We start from the raw sequence: 22608 nt of genomic DNA on the forward strand, positions 1-22608 counted from the left end.
GGCCCGCCTTGCGGTCGTGGAGGCGCCCGAGGATGCTCACTCGATGGGAGGCGTCTGGGTGGGGCTCGCGAGCCCTCACCGACGAGGCGAGAGCATGGACCTGGAAGAGTTGCGTGCCTTCGTGGGCGTCGCGGAGACGGGCTCGTTCCTGGCCGCGGCCGAGTCCCTCGCCGTGTCACGGACCACGCTGCGCAGACGCGTGGAGGCGCTGGAGGCTCGCGCGGGTGTGCCGCTCCTCACGAGCACTCCCACGGGCATCGTCCTGACGGAGGCGGGAGAGGTGCTCGCCCGTCGTGGCCGGCTGATGATGCAGGAGACGAGCGCGCTGGTGGCCTCGCTGCGCGAGGTGGGCCAGGCCCCCTCCGGCGTGCTGCGGGTGGTGCTGCCCGTGGGCTTGCCGCCACATCTGCTCGCGCCCCTCTTCGCGCTGCTGCGAGCCTCGTATCCGCAGACGAGGCGATAGAAAACCCCAAGCAGGACGCGCTGTTACCCGCTATCGCCTTGATTCTCCTCGGGTTCGTTATCCCGCCCCGTCCCAGCCTGTCCCCCAGTGTGCCGCCCCATTCCACGCTGGAGGGGCACACTGGGGGCACATGAGGCCAACTCCACCAGCTCAAGAAGCAGGGGGGAAGGTCACACCGCGAGGGGCTTCAACAGCCCTGCTCGGTCCAGCAGCTCGCGCACCTGCTCGGCCAGCGACACATGCTCCGGATTGCTCACAGTGAAGCGCTCGGGAGTGAGGACAATCAGCGTGCCCTTGTCCTCCACTGACTCGACACGCACTGGAGAGGGGAGGGGAGGCACCGTGCCGCGATGACGCGCGAGGTACGTTACCCATCCGACGTAGGGTGACTTCGGGACGCGCCGAGGCTCGACCATGTCCCGATGGGAGTGCGACATGGCCACGCCCCAATCAGGCTCCCAGGACGTGGCGGTCACTCGCATCAATGAGGCAAGGACATCTCCCGTGAGCACGCGGCCTGCATTCGCTCCTTGAATGGGCAAATCGAACAGCCAGAAGTTGCTGACTCGTACCGAACGGCCCCCGCACGTCACATCAAAACTGCTGGCATCACGTTCATCGAGAACTCCGTTCCAGCCACGGAAGCGAAACCCCAGGTCCTCAATCACGCGGTCCTTGCCGCGACTAATCAACCGCTCCAGGTCCTGCACATTCGGCTCAATAGAACGCCGAAGCGCATCGGTTCGTGACTTGCCCTGCTGGAACCATCGGGCAAACGAGGGGTCAACAGTGGGGAGCATCGAGAGCAACGTCCCTGTGCGCACAGCGCATTCCCCCGCCAGTTCCTTGCGAGCCCCCCAGTAAGTTCCCAAGTAGTAAGTTTCGTTCACGGTCTGCGTCTCCTCATGGGAGAGGGGGCGTAAAGACAACCTCGATTTCATCTATGTTTCGGCCTCGCAAGAGCTGCCGAATGGCATCGGCGGCCTGCTTCTCCGCAACATGCCAACGAATTGGCACACCCGAAGGCGCCTTTTCGACCTGTCTTTGGGCCTGCTGGATGAGCGCCTCCGCCCCTGAGTTCTTGAACCAGCGCTTCGGGTCGAGCCCCTCGAAGAACTTGGCATAGCCCGGTCCCTTCGCCTCCAGCAGCACGCGCTTCCCGTACCCATCGAACTTCACGCCTCCGCTGCCCTTGCCTACGCCACCGACCCAGTATGCCTCGTCGGCAGTGTGCCCCGTGATTTGTTCCTGGTAGCGCCGCGCACGGGGGGACATGGACTCTTGGGCAGGTCCCCACTGGCCAGGCCCTTTCGACGGTGCCCCGCTCTTCGCGGCCGTACTCGCCCTCTGGAGGATGATGGCTGCGCCAGGCCCACCGCTCAGCACCGCCGCCGCGCGCCCCACCGGCACCGCCACGCTCTCCATGGCGAGCACCCCTTGGGCGGACAGCGACAGCTTCGGCACTTCCGCCATGGCGAGCGAGGCGCCTTCCAACGTGCGTGTGGTGGCGGACACCGTGCCCCACGTGGCGACGATGTTCGTCACCAGCTTGGAGACGGCCTGCACCTGCTCGCCGCGCGGCATGTACTGGAAGCGCTCCAGGTACTCGGGCGACGAGGCCAGCAGCGCCGCCACGGCGGCAGGCATGTGTCTCAGCGCCGCGAGGGTGTCCGCTGGTGACGTGGAGAGGAGCTGCCCCACCGCCAGCGCCAGCCCGACGAAAGCCTCTTCGGCTCCGTCCAGTGTGCGGCTCAGGTAGTCGGCATCGTCGTGGACGTCCGCGAAGGCGCCTTCTCCGGTCTCCTCCAGCCGCGCGTTCAGTTGTCGGAAGACACCGCCCTTGCCCGAGTAGAAGACGCCCAGCTCGAACTGGCCGGACCGGAAGCCACCGTCCTTCCACTCCACGGTGCCCACGCGCTGCTGGGTCTGCCCGCTGCGCACCCACGCGAGGCAACCGTCAGGACGGAGGACCGCCAGTTGCGTGAAGCGCCCGACTCGCCGCACCAGCTCGGCGCGCGACACTTCGCCCGCGGCGAGCACCTCGCGCAGCATGAAGCCCACCGCGACGCGTGCCGGGAACTGCCCCAGCGTCACGTCCTTGCCCGTCAGCGCCTCCAGCAGACGCGCGGCGTGTGTCGGCGTGAGCGAACTGCCAGCCACGGGACGTGCGTCTTGGTCCTCCAGCCCCGCGTCGCGAAGCAGCGTGTCGAACGCATCGCTTCGCTGTCCTCGGGAGTGCCCCCCTTCCCCGAGTAGTGCGGAACGCTGCTGGAAAGTGCTCCTGCGCGTCGAGGGTTCAACGCCAGCGCATCCCGTCACGAGGAGAGCGGCGCACAGCACCCAGAGGACAGCACGCATTCAGCACCCCCATGCCTCTCTCCAAGGGAGGCAAGTGGGTTGAATGCTGGCATTCCCGTCTGACAAACGGCTGGGAACCGACTGCGCGGCGGAATCTTACAACGTCACCCCGACATGCCTCGAAGCCCCGTCAGGGGAAGGTCACGTTGCTAATCGTCACCGTGCGCTGCCCATCGGCCTCCCACAGCTTGAAGGAGAAGGGGCCCCGTGCGGATTCGGCGGAGGCTTCTGCTTCAACCACCAAGCGCCCAATTCCACCCGATGCAATAGGTGACTCTTGCCATACTCGGAGCACCTTTAATTCAGTACCCTGGAGACCGCGCAGTGCAGCGCCTTTGGCGGTCCATGGTTGATCTCCACGAAGGCCCGTCAGAAAGACTTCAAGGGCTACGCGTCCCGTCGAGCGGTAGCTCTGCACCTTGAAAGGCTGAAGCGCGCTCTTCGAGTCCGAAGAAATCGTCTTGGTCACATCCCGACCAGCCACGCCATTCACGTCGACTCCGCCAACCGCGAGCAACCCAGCGAGGCCCCCCGGGGCTCCATGCTCCGAAACCAAGCGCGCGCTTTCTTCCTGGCACCGCTGTGCCTCGGCTCGTGCTTCTTTGGTCTCCTGCCGGTATGACTCGACAGTTCGCGTGTTCCGATACACCTCCACAACCGTGTCCGCACGCGCAGGGTGAGCCGTTAGCAAGATCGATGCGCTGGGAGGCGCTGCGCCATCACGGAATCTCACCGACAGGCGAAACTTTTCCCCAGGAATCACCTTCGCAGAAGGGACGAGTCGCATCGTCATGCGGCCCACATCGACAATTGAGAAAACACCCCTCTCGTCTAAGTCGACCCCTTCTTGAGCCAGCTCAGAGTCAAAGAGAAGCATCGTAGACAAGCCAGGGCTGACAGCAACCTCGACTAACGCTCCGGAATCATCCGGCCCCAATTCAATGCGCCGAGCACCACCGCCGGAGGCCGTGTTTCCCTGTGCCGCCGCACCTCCAGCAAAGAGCAAGAGCCCAAGGAAAACGACCGCTGATGTTGCATGCATCCGTCCGGAACTCCCTCGTGTGGCATCTCGCGCACGCTGCGTCACTCAAACTCGTCCACCGCCCTGACGTCCCCTGTCGTAAAGACACGAGCCGAAGTCGGGCTGTCATCACCCGGCTCCCTCTCCAGCCCCTTCACCAAGGATCCCGACAGGAGTTCCAGGCACACGGGGAAGCTCTTTCCATCGCTGGTACGCGCACGGGTGAACCGCCCATAAACGCGGTCACTCACAGTAAGCCTCCCTGAGAATGTCGCATCCGGAATGCGCTTCCACTTGCCGAGGAGCCGCATTTCAGTCGGGCCATCAGTCACCGTGATGATCTTTGGCTTATTAACAAGGAAGGTAACGCCCCAATGATCCTCCACCTTGACGCCCCACTTCTCCATTGCCTCAACGGCTCCGGGCGGACACTCCTCCGGAGGGGGAGGCGGCCGCACCTGCACGCCGGGGCAACCCAAAGCCGTGCATGCCGCTGCCGTGGCAATGGCCCTGCTCATGATGCCCGTACCCTTCGTCACGGGCTTCGGTGGCGTCGCGGTTTCGGTCTTCTCCATCATCACAGTTGTGGCCTCGGGAAGCATCGCGGGAACGGCGACGACCGCAGGGGTGGCCTCCATTCCGATGGAGGGAGATGCGGCCCGGACAGCTTGAGACGAACTCCCAATGCGCGCTACTTCCTGACGGGTCAGTACGGCCTCCTCTACGCGTGACGTCCACCAGTTCCACAGGGCCCCTACCGCGACGAGCACCACTGCCAGGGCCATGGCTGCCCAGGTCCAAGCGGGGCGCACTGTCCGCGACACGTGCTCCGTCGTGGGAGCGCTCTCCTCGGGTGCTTGTACCTCGCACGCTGGCGGGGGCTCTTGCCTTACCACCTGGGGACGCTTGCCTCGCCGGGGCCTTTGAATGAGGGAGTGCAGCCACCTGTCGTGAGTGTCCCGCTCACCCTCGGTCGTGGCTGAGTCATCGCTGTAGGAGTCGCACAGCGGCACGTCCCACGCCGCGTCCGCGTCGCGAAGAACCTCCTCCAGTGCCACGCGAAGGGCCTGCGCGCTGGGGACCCGCGTCGCGGGAGTCTTCTCCATCAGCCGCATACACGCGTCACTCAGTGCCACGGGCACGCGCTCGTTCACCTCACGCGGCGTCCTCGGCACGGTGGCGATAACGGCTTCGTCGCGAAGGTCGTCCTCCGGTCCCTCGAAAGGAACGCGCGCAGTGAGCAGCCCGTAGAAAACGAGTCCCAACGCCCACAGGTCGTCCGAGGGCGTGGGTTCAAATCTGGTCCGGGAACCGCCTCTATTTTGCCGGATGTGCATCCTCGCCTCCGGGGAGCGATACTGCGGTGTCCCGGGAGGGAGGTTGCCCGAGGTAATTTCCCGCGCGCCCTCGTAGTCGCCTATGCCGAAGTCCACCAGCTTGGCCGCGCCATCCGAGGTGCGGACCATGATGTTGGACTCCTTGACGTCGCGATGAAGGGCACCCGCTCCATGGGCCGCCTCCAATGCTCGCGCCACGTCCAGCACCACCCTGGCAACCTGACGGGCGGAAGGGTTCTCCTCACTGGCCCACGCATCGAGCTGGCGCCCCTCCACGTACTCCATCGCGATGAAGGCGAACTCCGGTGACGCCGTGGGCCAGAACCCGAAGCCGAGAATGCCGACCACGTTGGGGTGATTGAGGCGAAGGAGGATGGAGACTTCGCGCTCGACCCGCTCTCCCACCCGCTTCAAGTCCAGGAGCTTCAATGCGGCGGGCTGCCCATCGCACCGCGCGAGGTACACGGCGCCAAAGCCACCGCTGCCCAGGGGCCGCTCCACCGTGTAGCCCACCACCTGGGAGCCGGGCGCCAGCATCGCGAGGGACGGCCCGTTCCTCATGGCGTCCTTCTCCCGGCTCTCACGGTGTCGCTCTCTTGCATTCGCTTGCCTCCCAGCGGGCGGCGAACGCTACCAGACGCATCACCCAACGTGGAGTCCATCCTCGCGAAGCCAGAGCAGCGCAGGACGTACTAGGTCCAACGCTGGGCGCGTGACTCTAGGGATTCAATTCTGAGGCGCTTTCGGCTACACAGGAGCGATGAAGGCAGCCACGTCCCTTCCCACTTCTCCCTCACCACTCCCCATCGTCATTGGTTGCGCCGCTCGCGTCGCTCGCAAACGCCTGGGATTGACACAGGCCGAAGTAGCCCGGCGCGTGGGGATTGTCCTCACTGTCTACAACCGCTTGGAGCGAGGGAAGATGCAGCCCAGCGTCTCGACACTTCACCGACTTTGCGAGGTGCTGGACGCGTCGCCCAACGAGCTGATGGGCCACTCGCCGACGTTGCCTCCAGACGAGGACCTGCCAGCGCGACGTCGGCTCTTTTTTCACGTGCGCCAATTGGACGACGCTCGGGTAAGAGCCATCCTCGAACTCATCTCTCCTCGGTGAAGGCATATGAATGAAGAACTCGCGGTAACCATCGGCGTGGCGGCCCGTGAGGCGCGCGAGAAGCTGGGGCTGACACGGGCCGAGGTGGCCGAGCGCGTGGGGCTCGTGCATGCCGTCTACAACCGATTGGAGCGCGGGAAGATGCTGCCCAGCGTTCCCTCCCTCTTCCGACTCTGCGCGGAGTTGCACGTGTCCCCCGAGGTGCTGATGGGCCTGACGCCACCAGGAGCAGGCAAGAAGGCGCAGCGCACTCCCCCTCGTGAGGAGGAGACACCCGAGCTGCGCCGCCTTCTCTCTCTGGCGCGGAAGCTGAACGAGGAGAAGCTCGACGCCCTCGTTCACGTGGCCACCGCCCTGTCGCGCTAGCCCTTCTTCGCGAGCGCGAGCAGCTCGTGCTCCTCCAACCCCTCGGGATAGATGCCGACCTCACCGAACTCCACCATCTCGCGCTGGGCTCCGCCCTCCGCGACGACGCGGCGCACCTCCTCCAGTGCGTCCTGGCGCCCATAGCCTGGGTGACGCTTGGCCAAGGCCGCCCGCAGCACGTCACGCATGTCCGCCGCCGTGGCGAAGCGCTCCTCGGGGACGACACGCAAGGCGGTGTGCAGAATTGCCTTCACGTCCGGGGCTAGACTCTTCACCGCGCGCTCGACGTCCTCCGGACCGAAGCTGGCGAGCAGCGTCCTCATCTGCGTCAGTGGCAGGGAGGGAAGGTACTCGGGGACGAGTCGGCGCATGCCCTCGGGCGGTGACGGCACGTCCTCGACGTCGAAGAGGTGCGTGCCCGTCAGCAACTCCACGAGCAGCACGCCCAGGCTGAAGACGTCGGAGCGCGGGGACAGAGGGGCACGCTCCAGGTACTCGGGCGAGGCATAGGCGACGTCGCCCCGTACCAGACTCGCGGGCGACTCGGTGCGCCCCACCAGCAGCGAAAAGGACGCGCCGAAGTTGGCCAGCTTCACCTCCCCGTGGGCACCCACGAAGACATGCCGGGGATTGACGTCGCGGTGGATGATGCCCAGCGGCTTTCCGTCCTCCCCCTTCAACGTGTGGGCGTAGTGCAGGGCTTCCGCCAGCTCGACACCCGAATAGAGGGCGAAGGCTTCCGAGACAGGCTTGCCGCGCACCACGCCCGCGCTCACCAGCGTCTCCAAGGAAGGGCCGTCCACGTACTCCATGACGACGTGGGGCGAGTCCTGGTGAATCTTCAGGTGGAACACCTGGGCAATGCCGGGGTGGTTCAGGCGGAAGGCCAGCTGAATCTCATCCGAGAGACGCCGACGCTCCGCGTACGTTGGAGGGCTCGGCAAACGCCGCACAAGGCAGAGGCCTGGAAGCGTCTCTTCCTGCGCGTAGCGGTGGGCCAAGAGCAGCGTGTCCCCTGTCTGCATGTGGGCCAGCGTGCGGACGGCCTCGTACCGGACGCCTCCCACTTTGAAGAGGGGCTGGGGCGCATCTGGCGTCGGGGGATAGGACGTACGACGTGACTTGGGGACGGTATTGCCACTGTTCTTAGGGGGAGGCATGAGTCCTCGGGAGCAAGAGGGGCAATGCACTGACGCTCCCGAGGATTCTCGGCAGGAATCACCTGAAAAGTCCACGATTCAGGGACTTTTTAGATTCCGGCCTTCAACGGGCAAGCTTCGCCACGGTGAATCCCAGGCCCGCCCCGAGGGCGAGCGCCACGAGCACCTTCACCAGCGGCGCGTCTCCCGCGTGCTGGCGCAGCTCCTCGTTCTCGACCTGGAGGCGACGCACCTCCCGGGCCGTGTCGAGGCACGCTCTCGTGGACAGCCAACACCCCTCGGAGACTTCCACCACGCGCCCATCCTGGAGCGTCACGGTGGCACGCTCGACGTCCAGCACCTCGTCCTCGGCACGCACCGGCCCCGCGAGCACCAAGGCCAGCACCAAGCCAAACCACCTCACAGCTTGCGGCCCTTGTGGAGCTGCTCCAGGACGGCCACCGCCGCCGCCTTGCCGGCAATCTCCCCGGCGGCCAGCTCTCCCGCCTCCTCGGCCTTGCGCACCACCTCGTCACCGAAGAGGAGCGCCTTCAGCACGGAGAAGCCACCCGCCGCTCCCAGGCCGATGCCCAGGGCCTTCAGGAGCAGCGTCCAGGTGAAGGACTCACCCGCCACCAGCGCGTTGGCCACGGCGCCCGCCACGGCCACCAGCAGCGCCAGCACCGCCCCCGCGCGCGAGGACGTTAGCCACGGGAAGAGCGTGCCGCCGAAGCGGCGCAGCGCGTAGACGACGGCCACCACCGCGAGGGACGCGACGAGGGCCCAGTTGCGAGACGTCACCGCGTCGAACACGAGGCGCGCGAACTCCTCGATGCGGCTCGGGTCCGGTACGACAGGCGACTCGGCGGCCAGGGCGGTAGACGCGAGCAGGAGGGACGCGGCCAGGAGCAAAGAGGGACGGGGCATGGTGAGCCTTTCGAGCGGGGCTCGCGGCGCCATGCCGCACAGCTCCCGCTCTCCCTCTCTTCAATGGGGACACTTTCCAGCCGTGGCCCAAGCGCCCCTACTGCTCCGCGCGGAAACGCACCCCGTCCAGGCTCACCCACACAGTCCCAGCGGGAACGCTGTACACCTGCAACGCCCCATCCACGTTGAGCTGCCCAAAGCCCAGGCCGTGGCTCGTGGGAAGCATGAGGACGCGCGGACTGCTGGGGCGGTAGCCCCCTGGCATGCGGTAGACGGTGACGTAGCCCACCGTCCCGGGGCGCACGGCACCGCGCATGGACACCTCATTGTCGCTGTTCTTGTAGTAGCCCAGCGGCCACGCAGCGGCATCCCAGGGCGTCCACCCGTTCTCCAAGTCGTTGAGCTGGTCGGTGCGAATGCCAATCCACGGCTCAACGAGACCGCCCACGCACTCCAGCCGCACCGAGTCGACGTAGACCCAAGGCTCTCCCGTAGTGAGCGGCACGAAGAGACGCACCTGCACGTAGCGAGTCCCTGCCGGCGCGGCATGGAAGCCGGTGAGGCGCTGCCATCCGCCGGCAGGCAACGCACGGCTGGTGCTCGACGTGAACAGGGCGTTGAAGGCGCCGTCGTACCAGACGAGTTGGACTGCCAGCACCGTGCCCAGCTGCGTTGTCTTCGCCAGCGCGTCCAGGCCATACCTGTCCCCGGGACGGGCAATCATCGCCTGGGAGTCGAGGCGCGTCCCGCTCGCCAGCAGCCGCACCGCGCGCTGTCCGGTGAAGGCATCCTCCGTCACCTGGGCATGTCCGGCCCACAGGCCCGCCCCCATGGCCCATGCGTCCGGCGGCGAGGACTCTACGCTCCACGCCTCGAAGTCCGGATTGGGCGGCGACTCACCGAAGGCCACGCCGGGCAGCAACGTGGCGGGTGTCAGGTAAGCCGTGGTGACAGGCACCGCCTCCGAGGGCGCCCCGACGTTGCCCCGCACGTCCCGCCCCACCACCCGGCAGAAGTACGTCACGCCCGGCTTCAAGTTGGACAACTGGAAGGACGTCGTCCGCGCGCGCGCCTGGAAGGTGTCCACCGAAGGGACGAAGTCCGGCTCCCGCGAGACGTGCAGCTCGTACTCGTCCCACTTGGGGCCGGAAGGCGCGGGCGTCCACGCCACGGTGAAGCCGTTGACGATGGGCATTGTCTTCAGCTGTTGGGGCGCCGCCGGTCCGGTGAAGGGCGCGCTCGGGGCGATGCCGGGCCGCGCGTCGCGCTCCAGCCACTCACGGACCGACGTCGAGGGCTGCCCGCGCAGCACCAGCTTCATGCGGGCGGTGCCATCCGTCGCGCATTCGTGCTCAATCTCCTGCACGGCGAGCCGGTGCGCTGTGTCCAGGCGGACGCCATCCGGCTCCACGCGCACCAGGTCCCCCAGCTCCAGGGCCGGGTGCGGATCTACCGTCATGCTCACCGTGAGGGGAGAGACGGAGAGGTCCGCCACCGCAGCATCCGCGAGGCGCTGCGCCTCGGCCTCCGTGTTGATGTTGCTGGAGGCGTCCTCGGCCACCTGCATCCATCGCCGCCCCACCTGGGCCCGCGCCGTGGGGTTGCTCGCCGTCACCTTCTTTCGCTTCGGCACCCCCGACGCGTCGAGGTCCGCCCTGTCGCTGTAGACCACCTCGACGTCCGTGCGCATGTCCACGAGCTGGCGCGTCACCGAGTCGAGGTCCGCGTACTCGTCCGGGCCATAGGCCCACTCCTCGGACGTCTGGAGCCGGTCCGGTGCGTAGAGCGTCAGCGCGTAGGCCCCGGTGCTCGCCCGCCACTTCATGCGGCAGTCCCAGCCGATTCGCTGCGCGAGGGTGCGCACCGCTTCGAGGACAGGCTCCACCTTCTGCGCGTACCTCCCGCGTTGGGAGAGCGGGTCCACCGGCACGTAGAGGCCGAAGCTGGCCATGCCGTTGTCGTTACATATCGCCTGGATGATGGCCTGCACGGGGACGCCCGCGGAGTCGTCTCCATACTCGTGCTCGACCTCGATGACGGTGTCCTGGAGTAGCCCACCCAAGTCGCGCCCCACCACCTTCAACTCCTCGGGCCCCGTGTCCACCTCATCAATGCGGCCTCGAATGACCTCGAAGTAGTCCTCTTCCCTCGGCACGCCTCCGGGCGCCGCCAGCCCCAGCTCGATGCGGAAGTAGGCCGCCTCCGCGAGCAACGGCGCGAAGCTGCCTTGGGTGGTGTTAGCAAGCGACTGCAACACCAGGGGCGAGAGGGACATGCGCCCACCACCGGCCCCATCGCGCGCTAGGGTCACCTCGGCCTCGGCCACGGGCGCGTCCAGCTTCTCGTTGATGCGCACGCCCAGCACCCAGTCGACGCCGAAGAGGGTTTGCAGGTTGAGCCAGACGCCTTGAGCGTCGCGGACCCAGACGCGCGGATGCGTCGAGTAGCCCGTGGGGCTGGTGAGGAGAGCCGCCTGGAAGGAAGACAGAGGACGCATGCGTCAGCGCTCCTGCAACTCGTAGTCGAACTCCTGGCCCAGCACGCGAGCACCGCCCTGCCACCACTCCACGGCGCGCCCCTGGCCCACCTTGCCCAGCACCACGCGTGGCTCGTACAGCGCCGAGCCCGAGGCCACGTGGTACGGGTACGGCGCGCCGAAGGGCTGGCCAGCCGCGTACCAGGGCGCTACCCACGAGGAAGGCGCCACCCACGGAAGGATGACGAGGTCATCCACCAGCAACGCCGCGTTGGTGGGGTTGACGATGCCGCCACCAAAACCGCCAAGGATTCGCAGCGTCACATCTCCCCCAGCCAGGGCTCCAGCCCCGTCCACGACGAGCGCGCCGCTATTGGGCGTGGTGGAGTCGACGAGCCCTCCACTGGAGATGAAGTGCCCGGAGCGGTGGATGAAGTGCGTCCACGTCGCTTGTCCCTCCAGCTTCCACCAATAGGCCACCGTCCACTTCGCGCCCACGCCCGTCAGGAACGTCACGCTGGAGTTGGCGGCCATGCGCAGGCACGCGCCATAGCGCCCTCCCGCGACACCGGCCGTCGCCGTGCCCGTGGTAGCGCTCGGCAGAAGGAACGAGTTGCTCCGCATGCCCGAGTCGAAGTTCCACACGTGGCCCTCCCCTTTGACGAGGCCCCGGTATGCGCGGGCATCCTCCTGTGAGAGAGGCCCGGTGTTGCCCGCGTACGAGAGGACTTCCCGCCGCTCGCTGGTGCGCAACCACCCGGAGAAGGCGCGACGGTGTTCCCCCAGCAAGGTGGGTGTGTACGTAAGGCCCCTCTCGGTGAGCACCGGCAAGGGGATTCCAGAAAGGGCGAGCGCGGGCATGGTGGAAGTCCTCAGACGGGAGAGAAGCGGGACGTCAGACGGATGCGGCTGCCGCTGGTGCGCACGCCCGCGCGCTGCTGGCGCAGGTCCTCATCGCGGCGCGTCTGTTCCATAGCGGCGTCAATGTCGTAGCCGACGATGTTGTAGGTGATGGGCGCGGACTGGGATGTCGCTCCTGCGCCAAGGCCGAACAGCCGCCGCATCCGCTCGTAGTGCTCCAGTACGACGGGCAGGACTTGCGGCGCGGCACCTCCCTGAATGGGTGTCGCCGGATGCTCGCCGTCCCCGGGTTCTTCCTCGGGCACGGGAGACGTGGGCGACGTCGGGGTGGGCGGACGCGTCGGCCCCTCCTGGGCATCCTCCGACTCGAAGGTGCGAAGCGCGCGCCGCCAAGCCGACGGCACGTTGGTCAACGCCTCGGTGGCACGCGACACCGCTTGCGTGTGCTCGCGCACCCGAGCCGTCTCCTCGGCCCGTGCCATGGCCGACTCCCACGTCGTCCCCTCCAGGGCGTCCTGTGAGGCACGCATGGCGTCTGTGTCCACCTTCAACCCGTCGAGGCTGCGAGCGAAGCGCGCCAGTCCGTCAAAGCCCGTCCAGGAAATGATGCTGCTCAACGCGTGGATGACTTTCTGGACCGCACTGACGATGAGGTTCCACACCCAGCCAATCGCCCGCGCCACGGCCAGAATCACGGTCGCCACGAACTTGAGCACGGAGAAGAGGGCCTTCAGCACGGGCCCCACCAGTTGGCCCAGCGGGTCCATCAGCATGATGAAGAACTTGCCCATCTGCTCGAAGAGCGGCGCGAGGCCCTCCAGCAGTTGCCCGACGACGACGAGCAGTGGCGCAAGAGGCCGAATCGCGTTCCCCAGCATCTCGAAGACTGGCGTCAACGCGGAGAAGAAGCCGTCGACGACGAGGGAGATGGCGCCCAGAAGCGGCTGGAGCGGCTCCAGGAGCGTCCCCAGCGCATCGGCCACCCGCTGGATGATTCCGTTGGTGGCTTCGATGACGCCCTTGAAGCCCTCGGACTGCATGAGCAGCTCCGACACCACGGCGATGATGGCGCCATACACGCCACCCGCCTGGAGTCCTTGCAGGCCCGCGTTGATGAGGTCCCCCAGGGCGCCCAGTCCGCCAATGAGGCGATTCATGAGGCCCTCGCGGGCGCTCTGCATGGCGGCCTCGGCCGCGGCGGCCAGGGACTCGGCCTCGCGGCGCACCTCGCGGAAGGCGGCGGCCCCAGCGGCCTCCTCGGCGCGGATGCTTGCGATGAACTCGCGGTGCGACTCCTCGGCGGCCTGTTCCTGGAGCTTCCCCAGCTCGCGCGCCCTCGCGGCTTCTTCCTTGGCCGATGCAGCCAGGGCCGCCTTGTCCGTGGGCTGGCGGATGCGGGCCTTGCCGGTGGAGGCCGTTACGCCCGTCAGCTGCGCGACGAGGTCCTGAATCGCCTTGGTGAAGTGCTCCAGGTTGAGCGCGCGGGCGAGGTCTGTTCCCAGGCGCCTGGTCCCGGCCGCGCTGGAGGCCAACCCAAAGGCAGCACCTTCGGCCAACGTGCGGCCAGCACCCGCCACCGCCGCGCCCACCGCTTCCGCCGTCTCCTTCGCCCCCGTCCAAAGCAGCTGGGCTCCCTGCCCCAGCGACTCGAGGAGCTGTTGGCCCGTGAGGGTGGAGACAGCTGCGAAGGTGTCCGCCAGTTGGGAGAAGCCCGCCGCCCTCGCCACCGGCTCCAGCAAGCGCGAGACGCCGCGCACCAAGGCCGCCACTCGCTCCAACATGGATGCGGCGACACGCCCGAGGAAGTCCCCGAGGGCCGCGAAGGCACGGGCGAAGGCGTCCGCAATCCGCGCGGCCAGCGGCCCCAGCTTCTCGCCCAGGCCCCGGAAGAACTCCGCGAGGCCCGTGCTGGAGTCCTCCCAGGCCGCGTAGACGGCGCCCGCGAGCAGCACAATGCCGGCCATGGCAGCGGCAGCGGCGGCGAGCGGCACCAGCAGCGTCCCGAAGGACAGGGCCAGCCGCGAGAGGCTGCTCTTCACCGAGGGCGCGGTGGCCACCATGCCGCCCATGGACTGCGTCACCTTGTCCATGCTGCCCGCGAGCGAGGCCAGCGCCGTGGACTTGCTCAACGAGTTGAAGGCCGACAGCAACAGGCCCGTCCCGGCGGCCAGTGCCTCGACGACACCCGCCACCTTCCCGATGGCCCCCAAGGCAAGGCCCGCTCCCGCCACCCAGACGGCCATGTGCAGGGCGCTCGCCATCACTTCGGGCGAGAGGGACTGGAAGCTGGCCACTACCTTCTCCAGCCCGTCCGCCACCTGCTTCACCACCGGCATCAGCGCGTCGCCAAGGTCGGCGGCGAGCGTGTAGAGCAGCGAGGTAATCCGCTCCACCTCCTGGGACATGGCCGCATTGGACTGGGACGCGGCGACCACCGCGCCCGCGAGTCCCGCCGCTACCACCGCGCCAATGTCCCCGAGGTCCCCCGCCTTCTCTTTCACTTCCTTGGCGGCCTTCTCCACGCCCCTCACAAGCTTGGCGAGGTTGGCCATGGCCTCGCCAATGGAGGCCGTCACCGCCACGTAGAGGTCGCCCACCTTCAGCCCGCCGCCAGACATGCCTCACCTCTTCGGACGCTTCCTGAAAACCGTTGTCACCTCGTGGCCGCCGCTCCCGGCCCCAGTCTGGGGACGTCCCGCGCGCAGCTCGTCGGCCTCCAAGTCGCAGTAGGCGAGCAGGTGGACGACGTCGTCCCAGGCCCACCCACGCACCTCGTCTGGAGACTGGCCCGTCAGCTTCACCACCCCATGCAGGGCCTTCAGCTCGGGGTGGTCTCGGAGTTTCCCTTCGCGCTCTCCAGCGTCGGGCCCGCGAAGGCCGAGGCCAACTCGCCTTGCACCTCTTCCAGCCAGGGCTCGTTCTTCACCGCCGCCACTTCCGCCTCGGTGAAGACGCGCGTCGCGGTGCCCGGGAAGTACAGGCAGCAGACGGCAATGCGAGCCATCATCATCATCCCCGCCGCCTCGTCCACGGGATGGCGGTTGTCGCCCATCTCCTTGGCCGCGCGCGACGCGGACAGCACGTCCATCTTCTCGCCCAACGTGGGGCGGCAAATGTCGTAGTCGGCGCCGTCAAGAGCGACGCGCCTGTGGAGGGTGCGGCGAGTGCCCAGGGGCTTGCGGTGCATGGCGGGTGCGGACATGGGTGTCTCCTCGAAGGTGAAAGGCAATGGCCAGCTACACGGCAACAGGAGCGCCCTGGCCGTTGAGAGTGACTGAGAAGGTGACGACGTCCGTGGAGCTGCGCCCTTCCTCGTAGGACGTCACCGTCACCGGGTAGCGGTAGCCCTGGCTGCCCACGGGGGCTGCTTCGTCCTCGATGATGGTGAAGAACACCGTGGCGTCGGACTCGAAGGCGTCAAGGAGCACCTTCTGAGGCGCGCTGCCCTTGAGGATGTGGCCTGCCAGGGGGATGGTGAAGGACTTGAGGGTGCCCTTGCTGCGCTTGTAGCCGTCATTGCCGAAGTAGTTGGTGTCGACGGTGTCCTTGGCGCGATTGACGGGGGCCTCCGTGACGCCGTCCAGTGCGTCAACCTCGGTGGGAGCTGTCTCCGTGGCGCGGATGTAGAGCTTGTCGAAGAATGCCTCTCGGGGCTGGGCCATGGGTGTCTCCTTCAGTGCGCGGGAAAGCGGCGAGCGAGGAAGTCCTGGAGGACGGCGGCGACGCGGCGGCGCGCGCTTCCTCGGGCTTTGCGGAAGGACTTGCGGAGGAAGTGGGACGGCGGGTTGAAGATGGGCGCGCCCCAGTGCCAACCCTCGTGAATGGGGCCGGCGGACGGGTGCGTGTAGCCCGCTGTCCACGTGGTGGAGAGGGGCGGTCCGAGGTTGTAACGAGGACCGTCCAGGAAGGCCGTGTCGCGCAGATGGCCGTCCGAGGCGTCCTTGCCCACCGGCACCAGGAACAGGGAGTAGTCGAGGGCAAGCCGCGCGATGTCCCGGCACGGAACATCCAGCGCGCGCAGCATATCGGCGGGGGAGCGGCGCAGGCGCTCCAACTTCACAACGTCAATTTTGACTCGGACAGGCATCCCACTACTTCTTTATGGGGACGCTTTCCGAGGATGGTCACAGCGTAGTCGGGGACTTGCCGAGTTCAACCGCAGCCCTCCATCACCTTCCCTGGCCATGAGGATTTCGCTACTTTCGCGCACATCACAAGGAGGCTCTGTGCCATTGCTGCGCCTACAACGAGTTGAGGCGGTACTTGGATCGACACTTGAGAACATCTCCATCGAAGGGCTTGAACAGACCCTCGCATCGACCCAAGTCGCAGAGGATTTAGATCTAGACTTCAAGGCTGAGATCTACGGCAACCGAGACGACGACAAGCGCGAACTCGCCAAAGACGTCTCAGCGATGGCAAACACGCAAGGCGGCATCATCATTCTCGGCGTCGAGGAACGCAACGGAATCGCCACAACAATAAGCCACATCGCCCATAGCGAACCCGAAATACTCAGAATGAGGCAGATTTTAGCCTCACTGATCGCACCATTCATACAAAACGTCGAAATCAAATTCCAAGGGCGTACCACCGAGCCATCGCGAGGAGTGTATATCATCACGGTTCCTAAGAGCGAATGGGCGCCCCATGCGGTCCGCGTTGGCGAGAGCCTCCGTTATTACCAGCGAGATGGCGCCAAAAGTCGAATCCTGTCCGAAAATGAAATCGCAGAACAATACCGAAACAGATTCGCAGCCGCAGAATCGCAGATCGACAAGCTCAACAATGTTCTCCGTGAAGGAGACTACATCCCAACAAGAGGTAGCGACGGGCTCTTTCTGGTACTTGCTCTTGTCCCGAATACATCTGGCTCAATGAAGATTGCCCACGAAACCGAGAACAGCCTTCTCTCGTGGGCTAACGCCCTCCGTGTTCGAACCATGCGACACGCTGAAAGCGGTGTCTTACCCTGGAGACAATCCACTACTGGGTTTCGACGAGTAACACTAACTGACGCAGACCAAGAAACCGGCCTCGCAGACTTCAGAAAAGCAGAACTACACTCTGACGGCTCGGGCTACTGCGCAGAGATGGTCTCATGGTTCAACAACGATCAACGATTCTGGGATGCAATTGACGAAAGAGTTGCGACGTCTCTGCACGACCAGCTCGTATTCCTATCAGAGCACGCAACAAATCATTGCGGCACCATCGGCGATGGAATCCTGATTGTCACGTTCGCGACGCGTGGAGCGAGGAATGGAGTTCGGATCTTCCGTCGTGGAGAATCCGGAGCCGAGCAACCCCGACGCATTGTCCGAGATTTCATTCCGAGCCGGCATACGATCAACATCGAGGCATCGGCACAGTTGGGAGGCGAGCGCCTCTCGATTGCATCGCGAGCAATGGCCGACATGCTTCAGCAAATAGGAATCCCGGGGTTCATGGGATTTTCGCAAAGCGGAAAACTCATGACTGACTACTTCGACACCTCCCAAAGAAACGCCATTCTGCGATGGGCCAGCTCAAATGGGATTGAGACTTCCACTCCATAATCATCGACCCGCACCGACATTCGCTCTGGTGATACTAACTCCTATACCCGACAACAAGAGAAAGAGACCAACGGTGCCTATCAGCACCGTCCGTCCCTAGATAGGTTGGTGCACTTTCCTCAGCACGAACGCTGGCATTCGAGATGCCGAGGGACTGGTGCAGGGCCTCAAACACAGCAAACGCGAGCTGCTGTCCTTCTCGGAAGGTCTCGCGCGCCGAACGGATGCGCACCTGACAGCCAGGGGACAGGTACGCCGCACGTCCCAGCCCCAGGTACGGCAGTGGCCCAGCGCCGCCCGTCACCACCAACGCCACGGCCCTATCCGGTACACCGCCATCCGCCTCGGGCATGGGGGCAGTGAAGAGGTTGGCCCCAGGAGAGGGAGGCCGCGCCAATCCGAGGCCCGCCGCCTCCAGCACCGCCGCCAGCTCCGCAGCAAGGTCGCGACTCACAGCCACACCTTGCGAAAGCGCACCACGCCAGCGCCGTCCACCAGCTCGTCCACCGCCGCCGGCCGCCGAGCACGGTTAAAGTCGGATTTGTCCTCTCCCGGCAACCAGAGCCGGTGGAGCAGGGTCAGCTCCGCGTCCGTGTAGATGACGTGCGAGGCAAGGTGTTCGTTGCCGGTTGCGTCGCGGATGAGTCGTCGGCTCGGTTGCACGCGCGCCCGCACAGGGGACACAGGTCCCAGAGTTGGCTTGCCGTGAGCATCCCTCCCCATCACCAGGGCGTAGAAGATGGTCTGACGGAACCTGTCTGAAGGCGACGCCATCAGCTCACCCGATGCAGAGCGTAGGGCGCGAGGAGAGCCTGCGCGGCACCCGGGATGGGACTCTTGCCCTCTGCCTTGGCCGCGAAGTAGCTGACGCTCCAGTCGCCAATCGACTCACTGGCCACCATGGCGTCGACACCTCGCGAGCGGTAGAGCTGAACGGCCGTGAGGACGGCGGCCTCCTGCACATCCTCGGGGAGCGTCACCACCATGGCACCGTCGAGCGCCTGCTGTCCTGGGGTGACGTAGCCCCCGTCGTAGACGACGCGGAGCCCATCCTCGCCACCGTCTCCATGGAAGTCACCGAGCATCCCCGTCACGCCCCCCCCCATGCTCATCGTCGCCCGCCACACGCCGCGCCTGCGCCTCAACATGCCGGACGCGGCCAAGCCGCCGGCAATCTCGTACTCGTCAGCGGAGACCTGGTTGCCAGCCTCCCAGACGCCGGAGACAGCCAGGACGGGAGGGCGCTCCAGGAGAAGCAGGGGGCGCCCGTAGCCTGCCGGGTACTCCACGAGGCCCAGGCCCCGCTCGAAGACCCGGCAGCAGTAGCCCGCCACGGCGCGACTTGCGGCCGTGACGAGCACTTCCACGCGCGGAGACGCGGGGATGCCCAAGTCATCCGCGACAGTGGAGGCAAGACAGAGGTCCGCAGCTGAAGGCATGGCTCACCGCACAGGGAATTCGTCGGCGCCGCCAAGAACAAGGGCCGCACCCCATTGCGCGGTGTCCGTGTTAGCCGCCGACAAGTCGGGCGTCACCTTCATACGGAGGAAGCGCTTGCGGTTGGCGACGCGCAAGTCCACCCGGAGGCAGAAGGCTTGAGGCGCGGCACCACCGGCCACCACCGTCACGGCATTGGCCAGCGTCTCGTCCGCGCCGAACGCAGTCCCGTCCTCGGACTCGGCCAGCTTCACCGTGGCCTTGAGCGTCTGGCCCGCCGCGCAGTTGGTGCTTCCCGAGAAGAGGAGCTGCGCGGAGTCGAAGCCGTTGCGGTCCACAGCACCGCTCGTCACCTCGGCGGCGTCGCCCGTCCCGCCGGCCGTGAGCGCACCACCCGCCACCCCGACGGCTTTGTAGAAGACTTGGAAGTCCTGCGTGTTCGCGTGCATGTCGTGTCTCCTGGTGATTCCGCGGCCTCAGTAGCCCTTGCGCTCCGAGAACGCCTTGTCGTGCCGCAGCTTGAAGTCCCCTCGGCAGATTCCCCGGAGCGTCGTCTCGTCGTACTCGGCGCGGACGTCGTGCTCGGACAGCACCAGCTCCGTGTCCACGCCGTAGAGCAGCTGGTCCCACGTGCCGAAGAGAATGCGGCTCGGCGCAATCCGCGTGGACGCCTTGTAGGGGAAGCCGCGCAGCGTGCCCCGGTTGAGCATCTCGTCCCGGAAAATCCACGTGCCGCCGTCCTTCAGCCCCAGCAGCGCCGTTTCCCGCGTCGGGTGCAGCAGGAAGCCCGGACGCCGCAGCTTGATGTTCGCCTTGAGGACGTCCTCCACCATGCCGTCCACGTCCGCGAGGTAGTGGTCCGCGCTCGTCCCGCTCCGGGCCTTCGAATGCGAGGACTCCATCTGCGCGAGAACGCCCTTCGGGTTGGGACCCTGGCCGTCACCGTTGAGCGCCGCCTCGTCCATGCCATCCGCCGTCGCCTCGCGGAAGTCCTCGGCAACGCCCGCGTCACCCACCGCCGGGTTGCGCAAGAGGTCGTTGGAGATGTCGGCCAGAATCATCGCCTTGTGGGCTTTGAGCACCACCTTCCCGTGCGAGGGCTGCGACTTCTCCACCTTCTCGCCTTCGCCAATCCACTTGAAGGTGACGCTTCCGGTCTTCTTCCCGAAGTGCAACTCGCCTTTGAACGGCACCGTGCGCGCCCCCAACGCGAGGACGACGGAGTCAGGACGGAGGAACTCAATCATCTCCCCGGCCTCCTGCACCGGCACCAGCACGCCAGCCGAGCTGAAGACGCTCTCCTGCACCGCCTTCTGGACGTCAGCGCCACCGAAGCGCTTGGCCTGCTCCAGCACCGCCTCCCGCGTCGGGTTGCGGCCCGCGTTGACGACGGCCTTCAGGTACGCGCCGAAGCCGCTCAGACTCTTCAGGATGCCAGGGACCTGGCTGTCCTCGGGCTTGGACTTCGCACCGAGGAAGCCGGCAAGCCCGTCACGCTGGCCCTTGGCCTGCTCCATCAGCTGCGCGGCCACGAGAGGGCCCAGGGACTTCGCCACTTCCTGCATCTGCTCGGGGGTCATCGCATCTCCTTGAAGTGCTGCAAGAGGGCCTCGGCTGTGTGCTTGGCCAGGGCGTTGACGTCGGGGGCTGGAGGGAGCGCGGCCTTGCTCCGCTCGCGCTCATCGAGGGTGGCGACCACCGCCTTCGCCACGTCCTGGATGAAGGCGGCGCGCTCGTCGGCCAGTTCCTTCACCCGGACTGCGCGCTGGTTGCCCGGAATGAGGACGACGGAGATTTCGAGCAACTCCTGTTGCTCGCAGTCGAATCCGCCACGCTCGTTCTCGTGGTAGCGGTGCATGAGGTAGCGCACCGACACGGCATTCAGAATGCCGCGTGCGACCTTGCTCTCCACCTTCCGAGCGAAGTCGTCTTCCTGGTCGAACTCGATGTCCACCAGAAGGGCATCGCCCTGGACGTACGCGCGCCCTTTGCCGATGGGCAACACGTCCTTCCGGCCCGTGCCGAAGAAGCCACCGGAGCCGTCGTCGTGGTTGTAGAGGACGACGGGGTTGGCGTTGAAGGCGTCCAGCATCCAGCCCTGGACGCTCAACCGGTCGTTGTAGCGGTCGAAGTCGCCGTCGTTGGCGCGAAAGGTATGGAGCCTCGGCGCGCCCTTGGCCGGCTCTGGGGCGTCCTTCTGGACTGTGAAGAAGCGGGCTCTGGAGAGAGGTGCAGGCATCACCTCTCTTTATGGGGACGCTTTCCGCGAATGGCTCGGAGCAGAGTCACAAAAACCCCACCCCAAAAAGAAGGTCGGCGAGCTTTCATTCTCATTGACGCCGCCCCTCACATTCCCGGCATCCCGCATATCAGGCGGTCTATTGTGCCGGCCGTTTCGTTCTTCCAGACTACTGATGCACGATGCCCACCACTTCCCACCATAGTCGCACATCGAAGCTCACCTGAGAGGAGTCTCACATGAGAAGAAAGCTGCTCGTCTTTATTTCCTCCACCTTTAAGGACCTCCGGGACGAACGACAAGCCGCTGTTGAAGCAGTCCTCGAAGCCGGTCACATCCCTGCGGGAATGGAACTCTTCACAGCCGGAAGCACAAGCCAACTGGAAGCAATCAAGAAATGGATAGACGATTCGGATGCATTTCTCTTAATCCTCGGAGGTCGATACGGCACCATCGAGCCCAAGAGCAAAAAGTCGTACACCGAGCTCGAGTACCAACGCGCTATTGAAAAGGGATTGCCTCACTTCGCAGTCGTCCTTGGCGAAGCCGCACTTAACAACAAGGTAGCGCAACTAAAGGCCGATGCACTCGAGCAAGAGCATCCAGGCCATCTGAAGAAATTCAAATCATCGGTCATGAAAAAGATGTGCAAGATCGCCAACGACAGAAACGAGATTAAGCTGGCAATACACATGTCTCTCAAGGAAATTACCGAAGGCAATCCAAAGCGAGGATGGGTGCCAGCGACAGAGACGCCGGACGCTGCCGACACGATTACCGAACTAAAAGCTTTGGTTGCGGAAAATAGAGACCTTAGGAAGCAAGTCGCGTCCCTCGAAGCCAAGGTCGCAAACACCCCAAAGCCGGAAGACAAGAGTGCTGAATTCTTGCGAGTATTCGAAGCCTTAAGCAAACTGGAATTCGACCTAAATGGAGAGACAATTAGCATTGCGACCGCAGTCTTAAGGTATCGAAACCACATCATTACTGGCATAAACAACAGCACTGGGACGGATCAGGCAATGAGGACGCTGTATTTTCAAGTCATACCCACGCTGAAGCTCTATGGATTCGTCGAAGACTATACTCGCCCGGGGATAAAATACGACATCCAACGCGCCTCTCAGGAGGGACGCAAATTTCTGGCTTGGATTCATGAACTAGAGGTGTCAGTCGCTCCCGGCCGTGAACAGATGGCCGACAATACTTCTACTAGTCCACCGACAGACAAGTCAGCCTCCACGACAAGCACAAATAAGGCATGAACATTGCTGATACACAAATTAAATACATGCCCTCCTGGGCGCATTCT

The 22608-nt window shown here is 65.4% G+C and carries 24 protein-coding genes; 5 read left to right on the top strand and 19 right to left on the bottom strand.

Features of this window, described 5'->3' with window-relative positions:
* Nucleotides 1–94: 94 nt before the first annotated feature.
* Nucleotides 95–463 (top strand): LysR family transcriptional regulator, encoded by a 369-nt coding sequence (locus tag G4D83_RS18390; protein ID WP_240356400.1) that lies wholly within the window; start codon nucleotides 95–97, stop codon nucleotides 461–463.
* A 170-nt stretch (nucleotides 464–633) separates the two neighbouring features.
* On the opposite strand, the gene G4D83_RS18395 is transcribed toward G4D83_RS18390, so the two are convergent.
* The 4 genes from G4D83_RS18395 to G4D83_RS18410 form a co-directional block, all read right to left on the bottom strand.
* Nucleotides 634–1353 carry an immunity 52 family protein gene (locus G4D83_RS18395; protein WP_240356401.1) on the bottom strand — a complete coding sequence of 240 codons (720 nt, stop codon included), beginning with the start codon at nucleotides 1351–1353 and terminating at the stop codon, nucleotides 634–636.
* 13 nt (nucleotides 1354–1366) lie between these two features.
* Nucleotides 1367–2623 carry a Tox-REase-5 domain-containing protein gene (locus G4D83_RS18400; RefSeq protein ID WP_240356402.1) on the bottom strand — a complete coding sequence of 419 codons (1257 nt, stop codon included), beginning with the start codon at nucleotides 2621–2623 and terminating at the stop codon, nucleotides 1367–1369.
* Between the two features lie 328 nt (nucleotides 2624–2951).
* Complete coding sequence (locus G4D83_RS18405) at nucleotides 2952–3863, bottom strand: DUF2381 family protein (RefSeq protein WP_163866075.1); 912 nt, start codon at nucleotides 3861–3863, stop codon at nucleotides 2952–2954.
* 41 nt (nucleotides 3864–3904) lie between these two features.
* Entirely contained in the window at nucleotides 3905–5740 is a 1836-nt protein-coding gene (locus tag G4D83_RS18410) for a serine/threonine-protein kinase (protein WP_163866076.1), read from the bottom strand.
* A gap of 199 nt (nucleotides 5741–5939) precedes the next feature.
* Between G4D83_RS18410 and G4D83_RS18420 the strand changes: the two genes are divergently transcribed.
* A complete protein-coding gene (locus G4D83_RS18420; RefSeq protein ID WP_163866078.1) occupies nucleotides 5940–6293 on the top strand; it encodes a helix-turn-helix domain-containing protein in 354 nt (117 codons plus the stop codon).
* Nucleotides 6294–6299: 6 nt separating this feature from the next.
* Nucleotides 6300–6659 (top strand): helix-turn-helix transcriptional regulator, encoded by a 360-nt coding sequence (locus tag G4D83_RS18425; protein WP_163866079.1) that lies wholly within the window; start codon nucleotides 6300–6302, stop codon nucleotides 6657–6659.
* On the opposite strand, the gene G4D83_RS18430 is transcribed toward G4D83_RS18425, so the two are convergent.
* From G4D83_RS18430 to G4D83_RS18470, 9 genes are all read right to left on the bottom strand, one after another.
* Complete coding sequence (locus G4D83_RS18430) at nucleotides 6656–7819, bottom strand: serine/threonine-protein kinase (protein WP_163866080.1); 1164 nt, start codon at nucleotides 7817–7819, stop codon at nucleotides 6656–6658. The two genes, G4D83_RS18425 and G4D83_RS18430, sit on opposite strands and share 4 nt — an antisense overlap.
* A 103-nt stretch (nucleotides 7820–7922) precedes the next feature.
* Nucleotides 7923–8207, bottom strand: coding sequence for a hypothetical protein (locus tag G4D83_RS18435; protein ID WP_420826641.1), 285 nt, complete (start codon nucleotides 8205–8207; stop codon nucleotides 7923–7925).
* An 11-nt stretch (nucleotides 8208–8218) separates the two neighbouring features.
* Nucleotides 8219–8725 (bottom strand): hypothetical protein, encoded by a 507-nt coding sequence (locus G4D83_RS18440; protein ID WP_240356403.1) that lies wholly within the window; start codon nucleotides 8723–8725, stop codon nucleotides 8219–8221.
* A 97-nt stretch (nucleotides 8726–8822) separates the two neighbouring features.
* The gene (locus tag G4D83_RS18445) at nucleotides 8823–11222 is read right to left on the bottom strand and encodes a fibronectin type III domain-containing protein (RefSeq protein ID WP_163866082.1); all 2400 of its coding nucleotides are present in this window, start codon (nucleotides 11220–11222) and stop codon (nucleotides 8823–8825) included.
* 3 nt (nucleotides 11223–11225) lie between these two features.
* Nucleotides 11226–12062, bottom strand: coding sequence for a hypothetical protein (locus tag G4D83_RS18450; protein ID WP_163866083.1), 837 nt, complete (start codon nucleotides 12060–12062; stop codon nucleotides 11226–11228).
* A gap of 11 nt (nucleotides 12063–12073) precedes the next feature.
* Complete coding sequence (locus G4D83_RS18455; protein WP_163866084.1) at nucleotides 12074–14680, bottom strand: phage tail family protein; 2607 nt, start codon at nucleotides 14678–14680, stop codon at nucleotides 12074–12076.
* A 200-nt stretch (nucleotides 14681–14880) separates the two neighbouring features.
* Nucleotides 14881–15264, bottom strand: coding sequence for a phage tail protein (locus G4D83_RS18460; protein WP_163866085.1), 384 nt, complete (start codon nucleotides 15262–15264; stop codon nucleotides 14881–14883).
* Nucleotides 15265–15298: 34 nt separating this feature from the next.
* Nucleotides 15299–15724 (bottom strand): phage tail tube protein, encoded by a 426-nt coding sequence (locus G4D83_RS18465; protein ID WP_163866086.1) that lies wholly within the window; start codon nucleotides 15722–15724, stop codon nucleotides 15299–15301.
* Between the two features lie 11 nt (nucleotides 15725–15735).
* Nucleotides 15736–16149: a hypothetical protein gene (locus G4D83_RS18470; RefSeq protein ID WP_163866087.1), complete on the bottom strand. Its 414-nt coding sequence runs from the start codon at nucleotides 16147–16149 to the stop codon at nucleotides 15736–15738.
* Between the two features lie 139 nt (nucleotides 16150–16288).
* Here G4D83_RS18470 and G4D83_RS18475 point away from each other — a divergent pair, with 139 nt between their 5' ends.
* Complete coding sequence (locus G4D83_RS18475; protein WP_163866088.1) at nucleotides 16289–17620, top strand: AlbA family DNA-binding domain-containing protein; 1332 nt, start codon at nucleotides 16289–16291, stop codon at nucleotides 17618–17620.
* A 34-nt stretch (nucleotides 17621–17654) separates the two neighbouring features.
* On the opposite strand, the gene G4D83_RS47225 is transcribed toward G4D83_RS18475, so the two are convergent.
* The 6 genes from G4D83_RS47225 to G4D83_RS18500 all read right to left on the bottom strand — a co-directional run bounded on the left by G4D83_RS47225 (nucleotide 17655) and on the right by G4D83_RS18500 (nucleotide 21296).
* Nucleotides 17655–17972, bottom strand: a complete 318-nt coding sequence (locus tag G4D83_RS47225) for a minor capsid protein (protein ID WP_420826642.1) — start codon at nucleotides 17970–17972, stop codon at nucleotides 17655–17657.
* Nucleotides 17973–18070: 98 nt separating this feature from the next.
* The gene (locus G4D83_RS18480; protein WP_163866089.1) at nucleotides 18071–18394 is read right to left on the bottom strand and encodes a hypothetical protein; all 324 of its coding nucleotides are present in this window, start codon (nucleotides 18392–18394) and stop codon (nucleotides 18071–18073) included.
* Entirely contained in the window at nucleotides 18394–19059 is a 666-nt protein-coding gene (locus tag G4D83_RS18485) for a hypothetical protein (RefSeq protein WP_163866090.1), read from the bottom strand. The genes G4D83_RS18480 and G4D83_RS18485 overlap by 1 nt, the downstream gene beginning before the upstream one ends.
* Nucleotides 19060–19062: 3 nt before the next feature.
* Complete coding sequence (locus G4D83_RS18490; protein WP_163866091.1) at nucleotides 19063–19506, bottom strand: hypothetical protein; 444 nt, start codon at nucleotides 19504–19506, stop codon at nucleotides 19063–19065.
* A 27-nt stretch (nucleotides 19507–19533) separates the two neighbouring features.
* Nucleotides 19534–20637 carry a phage major capsid protein gene (locus G4D83_RS18495; protein ID WP_163866092.1) on the bottom strand — a complete coding sequence of 368 codons (1104 nt, stop codon included), beginning with the start codon at nucleotides 20635–20637 and terminating at the stop codon, nucleotides 19534–19536.
* A complete protein-coding gene (locus G4D83_RS18500; RefSeq protein ID WP_163866093.1) occupies nucleotides 20634–21296 on the bottom strand; it encodes an HK97 family phage prohead protease in 663 nt (220 codons plus the stop codon). Before G4D83_RS18500 ends, G4D83_RS18495 begins: the two co-directional genes overlap by 4 nt.
* A 239-nt stretch (nucleotides 21297–21535) precedes the next feature.
* On the opposite strand from G4D83_RS18500, the gene G4D83_RS18505 reads away from it, so the two are divergent.
* Nucleotides 21536–22561 (top strand): DUF4062 domain-containing protein, encoded by a 1026-nt coding sequence (locus tag G4D83_RS18505; protein WP_163866094.1) that lies wholly within the window; start codon nucleotides 21536–21538, stop codon nucleotides 22559–22561.
* The last annotated feature ends 47 nt before the right edge of the window (nucleotides 22562–22608 follow it).

This window comes from Myxococcus eversor, assembly GCF_010894455.1.
Classification (GTDB): domain Bacteria; phylum Myxococcota; class Myxococcia; order Myxococcales; family Myxococcaceae; genus Myxococcus; species Myxococcus eversor.